Genomic DNA, 13,706 nt, shown 5'->3' on the forward strand with positions numbered 1-13,706 from the left:
AAAGACAGCGGAACTGCGGCTGGCAGCACGCCAGGCGCACTCCCGCTCCATGGTCTAGGCCTTCAAGGCATGGACCGAGGCCCAACTGCGACGCATTCCCGGCAAGGGCGATCTCGCGAAGGCCTTCCGCTATGGTCTCAGCTGCTGGCCGTCATTCGAGCTCTTCCTTGGAGATGGCCGCGTCGGCATCGACAACACCGCCGAGCGCGTCATGCGCCCGATCAGCGTCGGGCGAAAGAACTGGCTTTTTGCAGGCTCCGACAGCGGTGGCGAAACGCTGTCCTGGGCGATGTCCCTTGTCGAGACAGCCAAGATGAACGGCCTCTATCCGCCAGCCTGGCTGGCCGAAATCCTCGACCGCATCCACAATCACATGACCAACCCGCTCAACGAACCGCTTCCATGGAACAGGACGCCAATGATCTGATCCATGGTAACAACCGGGCGGTTACGTTTTCGGGGAGGTGATTACCTTTGAATCTTGAGGTCCGACTTCGCCTTTGCTAGGAATCGAACAATCATTAGAAAATTAGCAAAGTCGAAAGTGCAGATGTCTGGACCCCTTGATCAACTGAAGATTATAGAACTTGGTCACGTAATTGCCGGACCACTTGCGGCAGCTTTACTCTCGGATTTTGGTGCAGATGTCATCAAGATCGAAGCCCCCAACCGGACGGATATGATGCGCGACCTTGGACCCAAGGCAGAGGATGGGGTGGGCGTCTGGTGGAAGACTTTGGGCCGTAACAAGAAAACACTAGGTCTGGACTGGAAGTCCGACGAGGGCCGGGACATCCTGCGAAAGTTGGTCGAAGATGCCGACGTGCTGATCGAGAATTTCCGACCGGGTGTGCTGGAACGTGCCGGTGTTGGGCCAGACGTCTTGCACGATTGGAACCCGGACTTGGTTGTCTTGCGGGTTTCAGGTTACGGACAGGACGGTCCGATGCGCGACCTGCCAGCGTTTGGGCGTGCTGCGGAGGCCATGAGTGGATTAGCGCATCTGACCGGTTTTCCCGACGGGCCGCCGATGCACCCCGGCTTTCCGGCGGCTGACAGCACGACAGGGCTAATGGGCGCTTTGGGAATCATGATCGCGCTATTTGCTCGCGAAAAGGGGATAGCACGCGGTCAGGTCGTCGATATTGCAGTATTCGAGGCCCTGCTTCGGTTGATGGATTATCCTGTTCCCGCATTGACTGGCGCGAACCTCTCGCCGCGACGCAATGGGCTGCGCCAGCCGATGGACTTTGCTCCGGGGGGGATGTTCCGAACGTCCGATGGGGTGTGGCTGAGCGTTTCGGCAGGGAGCGCGGAAACCGCGCAGCGCCTGTTGCGGGCGGTCGGAGGCGATGCCCTCGCCGATGACCCGCGGTTCGCGACATTGGGCGAGATGTCGCGGCACATGACGGTGGTCTTTGACGCGATCAATGATTTCGTCACGCAGCACACGGCTAAGGAAGTGGAAGCGGTATTCGCCCGCCATGATGCGGTTGCCTCGCGTGTGTTGAGCGTCGAAGAGATCATGACGAACGAGCAGATACGCCATCGTGGGGACATCGTGTCGGTCGACGGCGAACAGACCCAGGTCATTGGTCCGGTCCCTCATCTCAGCGCGACGCCCGGTCAGCTTCGTTGGCTGGGACGACCGCCTAGCGCAGACAGCCAAAGCATTCTGCGTGATCTTGGTTTTAACGATAAGCGGATCGCTGCCCTATGTGAGGCTGGGCTCGTAAGATTGGAGGGAGGGCGCGCGCTATGACATTTCGATTGACCGCCGACCAACAAGAGATTCGCGACCAGATTCTGCGGATTTGCGCAGGGTTCGACGACGACTATTGGCTGGATCGGGATCGCAACGGTGGTTTTCCCCATGATCTGCACAGGGCAATGGCCGATGGCGGCTGGCTAGGTATCGCCATGCCAGAAGTTGTCGGCGGCGCGGGTCTGGGGATCACCGAGGCGACCATAATGATGCAGGCAATTGCCGAGTCGGGGGCCGGCGCAAGCGGAGCCTCGGCCATCCACATGAACATTTTCGGGCTCAACCCGGTGGTGAAGTTTGGGACCGATGAGCAGCGCGCGCGTATGCTTGGCCCTCTAATAGCAGGCGATGAAAAGGCCTGTTTCGCCGTAACCGAACCGACGATCGGGTTAGACACCACAAAGCTGAAGACCATGGCGGTGCGGCAGGGGGACAGATATGTCGTGCACGGACAAAAAGTCTGGATTTCTACCGCGCAGGTGGCGGACAAGATGTTGCTTCTGGCCAGAACAACGCGGCTAGAGGATGTGAGCAGCCCGACCGAAGGGCTGAGCCTGTTCTATACAGATCTCGACCGAAATTTCGTTGACGTGCGAGAGATCGAAAAGATGGGTCGAAAGGCTGTCGATTCGAACGAAGTCTTCATCGATGGATTGCCGATTCCGGCTGAGGACCTGATCGGGGAGGAGGGCAAAGGCTTTAGGCAAATTTTGCACGGGTTGAATCCCGAACGCATCCTGGTGGCCGGTGAATGCATCGGTATTGCGCGCAACGCACTGGCGCGAGCGGCGCATTATGCAAACGAACGTGTGATTTTTGACCGCCCGATCGGCCAAAATCAGGGGGTTCAGCATCCACTCGCCAAAGCCTGGGCGCGAGTGGAATCTGCCAATCTCATGGTGATGCACGCTGCAGCCCTCTACGATGCGGGAGAACCCTGCGGCGTCGAGGCGAACGCCGCCAAGCTTTTGGCCGCCGACGCCGCGGTCGAGGCGACCGAAGCCGCGCAAATTACGTTTGGCGGATTCGGATATGCTAAGGAATATCACGTGGAGCGACTGGTACGTGAAGCTCTGCTGTTCCGCATCGTACCGGTGACACCGCAGATGCTTCTGTCGTTCATAGCAGAAAAAGCCCTTGGACTTCCAAAGTCTTACTGATCGGAGATAACGGGCGGGGCTGGTGGGAAAAGTTGTCTTGACCAATTTTCTAACACTCGTTAGATTGCTGGCAACTGCCCCTAATGGGGAATGGGAGGAGGCGTCATGAATAAGACGCAGTTTGGGTCTTCGAGGGAGGACCTATCAAAACGTGCAACCGTTTACGCATGCGGTTTATTCACCGGCAAAACTGTTGTGGTGACCGGCGCTGGAGGCGGATTGGGGCTGGCAATTGCGACCCTGTTCGCGAGGCTCGGGGCCAATCTGGCGATCAATGGACGCAACGAAGAGAAACTGGCTTTGGCGAGGGAGTTCCTCGAAAGTTTCGGGGGTAAAGTCTTCGCTGTGCCTATGACCATCCGGGAGCCTGAGCAGGTCGAGGATTTTGTCGCCAAGACGAACCAGGAGTTCGGGGCGATTGACGTATTGGTGAACAATGCTGGGGGTCAGTTTCCGCAAGCAGCGTTGGAGTTTAGTCCAAAGGGCTGGAATGCGGTCATAGACACCAACCTGAACGGCACGTGGTGGATGATGCAATCCACGGCGCGCCACTGGGTTGCCAACAAGCAATCGGGCTCCATCGTCAACATCGTGGCCGATATCTGGCGCGGCATGCCCGGCATCGCGCATACCTGTGCGGCCCGGGCAGGGGTAGTTTACCTGTCCAAGTCGGTTGCGGTGGAGTGGGCCCCGCACGGTATCCGAGTGAACTGCGTGGCGCCGGGTTGCTGCGAAAGCAACGGTTTCGGGAACTACCCTCCGGAGGGTTCTGCGACCTTTCAGGACTCCAACCCGATGCGGCACGCCGGGGACGAATGGGATGTCGCTGAAGGGGTTGTCTATATGGCGGCGAATTCAGGGAAATTCGTAACCGGAGAAGTTCTGAACATCGACGGTGGGCAGCAATTGTGGGGGGATCCATGGCCAACGGGGCGGCCGGACTACTTCCGGATTACCTGATGTTGGCCATGAACCTTAGGGGGACAATGATATCTAGATGACGACAAGGATTAAAACAGCAATCGGAGCCGATGATGGGGCGATACTGGAGTGCAGCGGGGTCGAGCGACGGTTCGGCGGCATCGTCGCTGTCACCGGTGTGGACCTCGTCATTCGGCAGGGGGAAATCTTTGGACTTGTCGGCCCGAACGGCAGCGGCAAGACAACACTGACGAACGCAATTACCGGGTTCTACCCACCGAATGTGGGGACTGTCCGGTTGGCAGGAAAGGAAATCACGGGTACGGCACCTCACAAGGTTGCCAAGCTCGGCGTCGCCCGGACGTTCCAGAATCTTGCCTTGTTCAACGGGATGAGCGTTCTGGACAACATCCTGCTGGGGCGGCACATCCACATGAAACCGGGCGTTCTGCGCACCGCGCTTTACTGGTGGGCAGCACAGCGTGAAGAAATCGAAAACCGCAAGATCGTCGAAGAGGTGATCGAGTTTCTACAACTCGAGAGCATCCGGCATGAGTTGGTCGATGGCCTTCCGATCGGGTTGAAAAAACGGGTCGAGCTGGCGCGGGCATTGGTGGCCGAGCCACAGATGCTGATTCTCGATGAACCGATGGCCGGCATGAACCAGGAAGAGAAAGGGTATATGTCCCGTTTCATTCTGGATGCCCGTGCCGAACGCGGCGTCAGCGTTCTGCTGATCGAACACCATATGGATGTCATCACCGGCATTTGTGATCGGATGCTGGCCCTGAATTATGGTGAAATGATCGCAAGTGGCATCCCCAAGGAGGTTGTGAAGGACCCGCGGGTCATCGAGGCATATATCGGAGGGTCGCATGACTGATTTGACGAAGAAACAGTCTTCGGGCGGCGACACGATCGGCGCAATTCTGGCGCGGAACGCCTCGAAACACGGTTCGGAAATCGCGCTTCGCGAAAAAGAGCGTGGGATCTGGAAGGAAACCACATGGGCGGAATACGCCGAAGAGGTGCTGGCCTGCGCGGCCGGGCTTGAGAAAATCGGCGTAACACCGGGCAAGGCGGTGCTTATCCTGGGCGACAACCGGGCGCGGCTGTATGGCGGAATGCTGGCTATTTCGTTGCTGGGTGCCTATGCAATGCCTGCCTATCCCGGCGCGACGCTCGAAGAACTCCGGCACTTTCTTGGCGAAGTCGAAATCGTCGCGGCCATCGCCGAAGATCAGGAACAGGTTGACAAGATCCTGGAACTGAAGGACGCGGGCGCCGAGGGCATCGACCACATCATTTATGATGAAGCGCGCGGTCTTGGCTTCTACGAGGTTGAAGGGCTGTTGTCCTGGGATCACCTGATCGAAGTTGGTCAGCACGATCTGAACGAAACCCCGGGCCTGCGTGAGGAACTGCTTAGTCGTGCGAAGCCGGAAGATCCGGCCATTTTTCTGCACTCCTCCGGAACGACGGGCGCGCCGAAGGGCATCGTACTGAGTCAGAAGAACGTTCTTGCTGCTGCTCGGAATGGACATGCGGCGGGTGCCTTCGACGAAAATGAGGAGATCCTCGCGTACTTGCCGATGGCCTGGGTGGGAGACTACGCCATAACCGTTGCCGCGGCACTCCTTTGGCGTTTCACCGTGAATGTGCCTGAGCGCCAGGAAACGGTCGTGCGCGACATGCGCGAGATCGCTCCGACATTCTATCTGGCGGCGCCAAGAAGCTGGGACCAGATGCTGACGACAATCCAGGTTGGTATCGAAAATTCGACCCCTTTAAAGAAATGGCTGTACCATTTTTTCATGGATCGGGCCATCGCGGCGGAAACGCGCAAGCTGAATGGCAAAAGCGGCGGTGTTCTTGAGCCATTGGGCCGGCTTCTGGGCGAGGCGATTGTTTTCGGTCCGATCAAGGACCAGTTCGGGATGAGCCGCCTCAAGAATGCGTTCACCGGCGGTGAAGCGATCGGGGAAGACACCTTTGTGTTCTACCGCGCCCTGGGGATCAAGTTGCGTCAGCTCTACGGCCAGACCGAGAACAGCGCGATCAACGCGATTCAGGCTCCGGGCGAGGTCCGTCTTCATACGGTTGGCAAACCCGCGCCTGGCGTCGAGGTCAGCATTGCCGAAGACGGTGAGATCCTGGTGCGCTCGGACAGCGTGTTTGAAGGGTACTTCAACAAACCCGAAGCGACCGCCGAAGCCCTTGACGGCGGGTGGCTGCATACAGGTGATGCCGGCTATCTGGAGGACGACGGACACCTGGTTGTTCTGGGGCGTGTATCCGAGGTCATGCACACCGCCGACGGTGAACGTTACGTTCCAAACTACATCGAGAACCGGTTGAAATTCAGCCCGTATATCAAGGATGCGGCCGTGATTGGCGCCGGGCTGAAGGAACTGACGGCGATGGTCTGCGTGGATTTCGAGGCCGTGGGGCACTGGGCCGAAGTGAACGGCGTACCTTACGTGTCATATGCCGATCTTTCTCAGCGTGAAGAGGTCGCGACGTTGCTTCGCGAGGCCTTCCAACGGGTCAACAAGGCCGTCACCGAACCATTGCGCCTGCAACGCTTTGTCAGTCTGCCGAAAGAATTCGACCCGGACGATGGTGAAATCACGCGAACCCGAAAACTGCGGAGGAAGGTCGTTCAGGAACGCTATGCTGACGTGATCGCGGCGCTCTACGACGGTTCAAAAGAGGTCCATGTAAGCGCGCAGGTGACTTACGAGACCGGGGAAGTAGGGAAGGTCGAAAGAAGCCTTCCCATCAGGGAGGTATAAATGGACTGGGTCTTTCTATCAGAGCTTGCGATCAACGGAGCCTTGACGGGTCTGCTGTACTCGCTATTCGCCATCGGCCTCGTGCTGATTTACAAGGCATCTTCGGTGCCCAATCTGGCGCAGGGCGGGTTGACCATGGTCGGGGCCTATGTGGTCCTGGCGCTGGCACGCGACGTGGGTTTACCCTTGTGGCTGGCCATCCCTCTGGCTGCGGTTGTCATGTTCGGCCTTGGGTTCGGCATTGAGCGTGTTGCCCTGCGCCGTCTCGCAGGTCGGCCGGTTGTCATGATCTTGATGCTGACACTCGGCCTCGACATTTTTCTGCGGGGTACAACGCTTGCGATCTGGGGCGGGACGTCGCGTTCGATGGAACTGGGCGTCAGCTATGATCCGCTGTTCCTGGGCGACATCTTCATCAGCCGCATCCATCTGGTTGGTGCCGGTGTTGCGCTCGCCTTGTTTGTCGCATTCATGCTGTTTTTCCGAACCCGGACCGGGATCAAGTTGCGGGCGATCGCGGATGATTACATGGCTTCGTGGTCGGTCGGTATCGCGGTTGAGCGCGGCGTTGGGTTGTCCTGGGCATTGGCATCCGTTGTTGCCGTCGCCGCTGGCGTTATCTGGGGCGAGATTCAGGGTGTCGATCAGGCGCTGTCGCTGTTGCTTCTCAAAGGTCTGACGGTTGCCGTTCTCGGTGGTCTCGACAGTATCCTTGGCGCCGTGATCGCAGGCATCATCCTGGGCGTCGTCGAAAACGTTGGCGCTGATTTCCTCGATCCGCTTGTCGGAGGCGGAAGCCGTGAGCTTATCGTCGCTGCCGTGCTCATTCTTACCGTCATGATCCGTCCGCACGGGCTGTTCGGTCGTCACGACATCGAAAGGGTGTAAGGCATGTTTTACAGACTTTCTGGCGTCCATCACGCCAACTACGTTTCGGACAGCCGAATCTTCAAGTTGCCTGCTGACCGGAATCTGACAGCATTCATCTTCTTGATTGGCCTTGCCGCGCCATTCATCATCCCGTCGCTTTATCTGAACAGCTACATGCTTCCTTGGCTGATCTGGACGGCCGCCGCGCTTGGATTGAATCTGGTGACAGGTTGGGCAGGCCAACTTCACTTGGGTTATGCTGCAGTCATGGCCGTCGGAGCGTATTCGTCGATCCATGCCGCGCGTTTCGGGGTGCCGTGGGAATTCGCCCTTATCATCGGCGGATTGACGTCATCCGTGATCGGCAGCCTGTTCGCTTTTGCCGCTTTGCGGGTCAAGGGCCTCTATCTCGCTCTCACTACTCTCGCTATGCAATTCGTGATGGACTGGGTTCTGACCCACTCTCCGGCGATCTCGGGGGGCTCACACGCGTCGCTCCAGTCACCGACATTGGCGCTGCTCGGGCAAGAGATTACCACTGATACTGGCTTCTACTATGTCGCCTTCGGCTGGTGTGTGTTGGTGACGATCTTCATGCTTAATCTAAAGCGGACTGGACTCGGTCGCGCCTTGGTCGCTGTCCGGGAAAAAGACTTTGCGGCCGCGATCCTGGGTGTGAACAGTTTCTACTACAAAATCCTCGCATTCGCGACTTCTTCGTTCATCGCAGGCGTCAGCGGTGCGTTGCTTGTTGCCACCTTTTTCTTTCTCGCCGCACCCGAGCAATTCTCGGTTGCCGTTTCGATCCAGGTTCTTGCGATGGTGATTGTTGGCGGCCTTGGCAGCATTATCGGTTCCTATTTCGGTGTTGCCCTGATCCTTCTTGTTCCGGGTATCGTGAACGGTCTCGTCGTCACGTTGAGTGACGGGCTTGGCACGCAGATCGATGTTGAAACACTCGCTCACATCCCGAACGCAGTCTATGGCGCACTGATCGTCATTATCCTTCTGATCGAACCACTCGGTTTGGGAAAACTCTACGGCAACATCAGAGACTATCTGATGGTCTGGCCCTTCGATCAGTTCAAGAAATAGGGGAATGCCGATGCAAGAAAAAGTTGAAGCCCAGAACATTCTGTCCATGAACAGTGTCGAGGTGCTGTACGACAATGTAATGCTGGCGATCAAAGGTGTTTCGGTTCAGGTTCCAAAGGGCGAGATGATCGCACTTTTGGGTTCTAACGGAGCGGGAAAAAGCACCACGTTGAAAGCGATCAGCGGTCTTTTGAAAGCCGAGCGCGGACGCATCAGCCGAGGTGAGATAACGTTCCAGGGAACGGACATTACCGAAGCGCTCGCGCAAAAACGCGTAGAGATGGGCATCTGTCATGTCATCGAAGGGCGGCGGGTCTTCGAACACCTGACCCCCGACGAGAACCTGACCGCCGCCGCGCCACGCGGAATGTCCCGATCAACGCTGAATGCGGAAAAGGAAAAGATCTACGGATATTTTCCGCGGCTTGCCGAACGCAAAAATTCGCAAGCAGGCTATTTGTCGGGTGGTGAGCAACAGATGCTTGCCATTGGGCGGGCCCTCGTGACCCAGCCGAAGCTGTTGATGCTTGATGAACCAAGTCTCGGGCTTGCTCCGTTCCTGGTCGAGGAAATCTTCGGCATCCTACAAAAGATCAATAAGGATGAGGGCCTGTCCGTCCTGCTGGTGGAACAGAACGCCTTGGCGGCTCTGGAAATCGTTTCGCAAGGGTACCTTATCGAAAACGGCCGCGTTGTTATGCACGGCACCGCCGAGGCGCTCAAATCTAACTCCGACATTCAGGAGTTCTATCTAGGCGGCGGAGAGACCGATTTTCACAACGTCAAACACTACAGCCGACGCAAACGTTGGTTGAGTTGAGGTACTAATCAGAAGCTGTTCAGGGAGGAACAAATGAAGAAACTTACCAAAGCGTTGGCCGTATTATCAATGTTCGGCGGAGCAATGTTTGGCACCCAGGCGCTGGCCGAGCCATTCAAGATCGGCATCTGCTACGATCTCAGCAAAGCCTATACCTTTGCCACGCCGCAGGTTTCGCAGGCCGCGATGGACCTTGCCAAGCTCATCAACATGAAGGGCGGCATCGGTGGGGAACCGGTCGAAGTCATCGTGCGTGACCACGGGAACGAACCGCAGCGCGGAATCGAGTGCTACTCGAAACTCAGCCGCGAGGGCGTCTTTGTTTTCGATACCCTGTCCACTCCGGTGTCTCTGGCTATCCTGCCGCGGGCCATGGAAGACGGGCGTATCCTGATGCAGTCTCTTGTCGGGCGCGGCGATGCCGTTGATGGCACCGTCTTCGATTGGGTCTATCCGATCGGGCCGACCTATTGGGGACAGGCCGCCAACGATGTCGCCTACATCAAGCAATTGAATGACGGCGATCTGTCAGATGTGAAGGTCGGGTTTGTTTACTTCGATTATCCCTTCGGGCAGGAGCCGATCGAGATCCTGGAAACCCTGTCCGAGAAAGAGGGTTTCGAGCTTGAACTGTACCCCGTGCCACTGCCTGGCAGCGACCAGGCCGGCGTGTGGTCCAAGGTGCGCCGCGACAAGCCCGATCATGTGATCGTCTGGATGCTGGGCGGTGCCCATGTGGTTGCCTCGAAAGAGATGAAGCGCAATCGCATTCCGATGGACAAATACATCTCGGTCAACTGGCTGAACGAAGTCGATATCGCCAACATCGGTAAAGAGGCCGCCAAAGGTATCAAGCGCGGGACCAATGTCGTGGGCGGTCAGGATATTGCCCTGTATCAGGAAATCATGGCCGAGCTTTATGACAAGGGCGAGGGATCCGGCCCGATCGAGAAGACGCAGGACGTTTTCTACAACACCGGGCTGGCCATGTATTCTATCATGTTCGAAGCCGCGCGCAAGGCGGCGGAAGCCGAGGGGCTGCCGATCACTCCGACATCCTACAAGGCCGGACTGGAGTCGCTTGAGGGCTATGACGCGAACGGGCTGATGGCCCCCATTACGGTGACGGCCGAAGATCATGGCGGCGGGGGCAAGACCCGTATCGAAATGTGGGACGGAGAGACTTGGGTGCCGCAAACCGACTGGATCTCTGAGTACACGGACGTTGTGTGGGGTGTGGTTAAAGAGAGTTCCGCGAAATACGAGCAGTGAATGACTGATTGCAGGAAGTGTGACGCTACGCGGGGCGGCAGTGGCGCTTACGAAACGGTATCACCGCCCTACACTAAACCAACGGGAGAGAGATAACATGAAAGTCAAACAGCACATTAAGGCAGTGGCCGTTGCTACTGCACTGGCAGCAAGCGCGACTGTTGCCTCAGCGCAGGACAAGGAGCCTATCCGCTTCGGACTCTGCTTCGACCTTAGTAAATCCTACACGTTCATTTCACCGCAGGTGGCCCAGGCCGCGCAGGACCTGGCGATGTACACCAACGAAAATGGCGGTATCGAAGGTCATCCGGTTGAAGTCATCATTCGCGATCACGGCAACGAACCGCAGCGCGGTGTGGAATGCTACGAGCAGCTCAAGCGCGAAGGCGTGTTCCTGTTCAACTTTCTGTCCACGCCGGTCACGAACGCGGTTTTGCCGCGTGCCATGAAGGACGGTAACGTACTGATGCAGTCTTTCGTTGGCCGCGGTGACGCGGTGGACGGCGAAGTGTTCGAATGGGTTTTCCCGGTCGGTCCGACGTACTGGCAGCAGGCGGCAAATGACGTTGCCTTCATCAAGGGTCAGATGGGCGGTGACTTGAGCAAGGCGAAGATCGGGTTCATCTATCTGGATTATCCCTTTGGCCAGGAACCGATCGAGATCCTGAAAACGCTTTCCGAAAAGGAAGGGTTCGAGTTGGAGCTGTATCCCGTACCGCTTCCCGGGTCGGATCAGGCCGGCGCATGGAGCAAAATCCGCCGCGACAAGCCTGACTACGTGATCAGCTGGCTGCTGGCGGGCGGGCATGTGGTCGCCTCGAAGGAAATGCGCCGCAACCGTTTCCCGATCGACCGATATCTGTCGGTGAACTGGCTGAACGAAGTCGATATCGCCAATATCGGCGCACAAGAGGCGAAAGGCATCCTGCGCGGGACCAACGTGGCCGGTGGCCAGGAAGTTCCGATCGTCAAGACGATGCTGGACACCTACTATGCCAATGGCAAGGGCAGCGGTCCCGAGAGCCTGGTGCGCGACGTGTACTACAACACGGGCATGGCGATCTACTCGGCCGGTTTCGAAGCCGCGCGGATCGCAATTACTGAAAACGGTTGGCCGATCACACCGGAAAGCATGAAGAATGCCTATGAATCGATCGAGAACTTCGATGGAAACGGCATCATGGCCCCGGTTACAGTGACCGACAAAGACCACGGTGGTGGCGGCAAGACCCGGGTCGAGCAGTGGAATGGCGAAACCTGGGTTCCGCTGACCGACTGGAGCGCCGACTATCTTGACGTTGTTTGGGATGTCATCAAGCACAGCTCCGCGACGTTCACCGTCGAATAAGACAGAGCTTCCCCGCGGCAGACATGTCGCGGGGAAGCTTTCCGCAGTTAGATTGTCCCGAGAAAGCGAAGCAGGTATCATGAGCCCCATTGACGTGAAGATCGAAGACGGAATTGCGACCGTCTGTATCAACCGGCCCGAACGTAAAAACGCGCTTTCCGTGGCGGCGACGAACGGGCTGACCGACGCTTGGGAGAAGATCGAGGCGGATGACAGCGTTCGTGTGGCCATTCTGACTTCTGCCGATTGCGGCGTTTTCAGCGCCGGACTGGATCTGAAGGAAGCCACACAAATCGCACGCGACGAGGGTGTCGATATTCTGACCAAGATGCGCGACCCGTTTCACGAGACCATGCGCGCCTGCAAGAAACCGATCATCGCGGCGATGACAGGGTCGCTGATGGCGGGCGGCATGATGCTGACCTTGAATTGCGATCTGCGGGTCGGTCTCAAGGGGACCAAGGTCGGTATCACCGAAGTAAAGATCGGTCGTGGATCGCCCTGGGCATCGCCGGCACTGTCCATGCTACCGCAGCCCATCCTTATGGAAATCGTTCTGACCGGCGACTTGATGCCGATCGAGCGCCTGCACGAATACGGGTTCACCAACTATATCGAAGACACTCCCGATGCTGTCCGCGCAAGGGCATTTGACCTTGCCAAACGCATTGCCAGCGCGGCCCCGCTGTCGGTTGTTGCCGCGAAAGGCGGCGTTCGCGCGACCATGGACCTGGGCTGTGCGGGTGGCCTGAAAGAGGGCAAGCGCCTTCACGAGGTGGTTTACGCCAGCAACGACGCGATTGAAGGCCCAAAGGCCTTTGCTGAAAAGCGAGCACCCGTCTGGACCGGGACCTGATGGAGACTTGAATGACTAAGCTTATTCGCCTGGACAGGGAAGGCCCTGTCGGAATCCTGCGTTTTCTTCAGCCGACAAAACGCAACCCTTACAGCATCGGGTTCGTCGAAGAACTGGTGGCGCTTCTGCGCGAAGCCGAACGGGACGCTACGATCCGTGTCGTTGTTATGACCGGTGGCAATCATTTCAGCAGCGGCGGCGATCTTGTCGGGTTTCAGTCCGAGATCGCCAAAGGCGCGCGGGCGACGTCGGAAATGGTGGACCTGGTTCACGATGGCGGACGCGCGGCCTATCTGTTTCGCAAACCTCTGATTTCCGCGGTATGCGGCGTGGCTTTTGGCGCGGGCCTCAGCCTGGCCTTGTCGGCGGACATTGTCGTTGCCGCCGAAGATGCCCGGCTGTGCGAAGTATTTGCACGCGTCGGCGGTTGTCCCGACACGGGATCAAGCTGGCTGCTTCAGCAGCGCGCCGGTGCGGGCGTTGCCCGGATGCTTGTGCTCACGGGCCGTGAAATCGACGGGCGCACCGCCAGGGACCTGCGCGTTGTCGAAGAATGCGTGCCGGCCAACCAGGTCGAGGTACGGGCGCTGGAAATTGCCCGCGAGATTGCAACGCACCCGATGTTTGGCGTTCAGACCGCCAAGCGTGTGATGCGCGCCGCAGCCGAGTGCAGCTATCTCGAGGCGCTGGATATCGAGCGCGATGCCCAAAGCGTTTTGCTGTGCGCGCATGACTTTCCCGAGGCCATGAAAGCGTTTTCGGAAAAAAGAACTCCAGAATTCAAAGACCGTTAGCTCGGTTGAA

12 protein-coding genes and 1 pseudogene are annotated in these 13,706 nt (G+C 57.9%); all 13 read left to right on the forward strand.

The window, feature by feature from the left end:
• Positions 1 to 7: 7 nt before the first annotated feature.
• A pseudogene (locus IEV87_RS21705) lies at positions 8 to 427 on the forward strand (IS66 family transposase); the annotation flags it as partial.
• 123 nt (positions 428 to 550) lie between these two features.
• Complete coding sequence (locus tag IEV87_RS21710) at positions 551 to 1,762, forward strand: CaiB/BaiF CoA transferase family protein (protein WP_043753109.1); 1,212 nt, start codon at positions 551 to 553, stop codon at positions 1,760 to 1,762.
• Entirely contained in the window at positions 1,759 to 2,925 is a 1,167-nt protein-coding gene (locus IEV87_RS21715; protein ID WP_043753107.1) for an acyl-CoA dehydrogenase family protein, read from the forward strand. Before IEV87_RS21710 ends, IEV87_RS21715 begins: the two co-directional genes overlap by 4 nt.
• A gap of 105 nt (positions 2,926 to 3,030) precedes the next feature.
• A complete protein-coding gene (locus IEV87_RS21720; RefSeq protein ID WP_043753104.1) occupies positions 3,031 to 3,885 on the forward strand; it encodes an SDR family oxidoreductase in 855 nt (284 codons plus the stop codon).
• A 37-nt stretch (positions 3,886 to 3,922) separates the two neighbouring features.
• The gene (locus IEV87_RS21725; protein WP_043753103.1) at positions 3,923 to 4,729 is read left to right on the forward strand and encodes an ABC transporter ATP-binding protein; all 807 of its coding nucleotides are present in this window, start codon (positions 3,923 to 3,925) and stop codon (positions 4,727 to 4,729) included.
• A complete protein-coding gene (locus tag IEV87_RS21730) occupies positions 4,722 to 6,641 on the forward strand; it encodes an AMP-dependent synthetase/ligase (protein WP_048534188.1) in 1,920 nt (639 codons plus the stop codon). The genes IEV87_RS21725 and IEV87_RS21730 overlap by 8 nt, the downstream gene beginning before the upstream one ends.
• Positions 6,642 to 7,529 (forward strand): branched-chain amino acid ABC transporter permease, encoded by an 888-nt coding sequence (locus IEV87_RS21735; RefSeq protein ID WP_043753101.1) that lies wholly within the window; start codon positions 6,642 to 6,644, stop codon positions 7,527 to 7,529.
• A 3-nt stretch (positions 7,530 to 7,532) separates the two neighbouring features.
• A complete protein-coding gene (locus IEV87_RS21740; RefSeq protein ID WP_043753098.1) occupies positions 7,533 to 8,606 on the forward strand; it encodes a branched-chain amino acid ABC transporter permease in 1,074 nt (357 codons plus the stop codon).
• A gap of 10 nt (positions 8,607 to 8,616) precedes the next feature.
• Positions 8,617 to 9,426, forward strand: a complete 810-nt coding sequence (locus IEV87_RS21745; protein ID WP_043753147.1) for an ABC transporter ATP-binding protein — start codon at positions 8,617 to 8,619, stop codon at positions 9,424 to 9,426.
• Positions 9,427 to 9,459: 33 nt separating this feature from the next.
• Positions 9,460 to 10,698 carry an ABC transporter substrate-binding protein gene (locus IEV87_RS21750; protein WP_043753096.1) on the forward strand — a complete coding sequence of 413 codons (1,239 nt, stop codon included), beginning with the start codon at positions 9,460 to 9,462 and terminating at the stop codon, positions 10,696 to 10,698.
• Between the two features lie 97 nt (positions 10,699 to 10,795).
• Complete coding sequence (locus IEV87_RS21755; RefSeq protein ID WP_043753095.1) at positions 10,796 to 12,046, forward strand: ABC transporter substrate-binding protein; 1,251 nt, start codon at positions 10,796 to 10,798, stop codon at positions 12,044 to 12,046.
• Positions 12,047 to 12,125: 79 nt separating this feature from the next.
• On the forward strand, positions 12,126 to 12,902 hold the full coding sequence (locus tag IEV87_RS21760; protein ID WP_028284927.1) for an enoyl-CoA hydratase/isomerase family protein: 777 nt from the start codon (positions 12,126 to 12,128) through the stop codon (positions 12,900 to 12,902).
• Between the two features lie 11 nt (positions 12,903 to 12,913).
• Complete coding sequence (locus IEV87_RS21765; RefSeq protein ID WP_043753093.1) at positions 12,914 to 13,696, forward strand: enoyl-CoA hydratase/isomerase family protein; 783 nt, start codon at positions 12,914 to 12,916, stop codon at positions 13,694 to 13,696.
• The last annotated feature ends 10 nt before the right edge of the window (positions 13,697 to 13,706 follow it).

This window comes from Primorskyibacter flagellatus, from assembly GCF_014638275.1.
In the GTDB taxonomy this organism is placed as follows: domain Bacteria; phylum Pseudomonadota; class Alphaproteobacteria; order Rhodobacterales; family Rhodobacteraceae; genus Pseudooceanicola; species Pseudooceanicola flagellatus_A.

Bases quoted from the DNA above. Each gene is read 5' to 3' on its own strand.
- IEV87_RS21710 (WP_043753109.1), top strand. From the start codon at position 551: ATGTCTGGACCCCTTGATCAACTGAAGATTATAGAACTTGGTCACGTA.
- IEV87_RS21715 (WP_043753107.1), top strand. From the start codon at position 1,759: ATGACATTTCGATTGACCGCCGACCAACAAGAGATTCGCGACCAGATT.
- IEV87_RS21720 (WP_043753104.1), top strand. From the start codon at position 3,031: ATGAATAAGACGCAGTTTGGGTCTTCGAGGGAGGACCTATCAAAACGT.
- IEV87_RS21725 (WP_043753103.1), top strand. From the start codon at position 3,923: ATGACGACAAGGATTAAAACAGCAATCGGAGCCGATGATGGGGCGATA.
- IEV87_RS21730 (WP_048534188.1), top strand. From the start codon at position 4,722: ATGACTGATTTGACGAAGAAACAGTCTTCGGGCGGCGACACGATCGGC.
- IEV87_RS21735 (WP_043753101.1), top strand. From the start codon at position 6,642: ATGGACTGGGTCTTTCTATCAGAGCTTGCGATCAACGGAGCCTTGACG.
- IEV87_RS21740 (WP_043753098.1), top strand. From the start codon at position 7,533: ATGTTTTACAGACTTTCTGGCGTCCATCACGCCAACTACGTTTCGGAC.
- IEV87_RS21745 (WP_043753147.1), top strand. From the start codon at position 8,617: ATGCAAGAAAAAGTTGAAGCCCAGAACATTCTGTCCATGAACAGTGTC.
- IEV87_RS21750 (WP_043753096.1), top strand. From the start codon at position 9,460: ATGAAGAAACTTACCAAAGCGTTGGCCGTATTATCAATGTTCGGCGGA.
- IEV87_RS21755 (WP_043753095.1), top strand. From the start codon at position 10,796: ATGAAAGTCAAACAGCACATTAAGGCAGTGGCCGTTGCTACTGCACTG.
- IEV87_RS21760 (WP_028284927.1), top strand. From the start codon at position 12,126: ATGAGCCCCATTGACGTGAAGATCGAAGACGGAATTGCGACCGTCTGT.
- IEV87_RS21765 (WP_043753093.1), top strand. From the start codon at position 12,914: ATGACTAAGCTTATTCGCCTGGACAGGGAAGGCCCTGTCGGAATCCTG.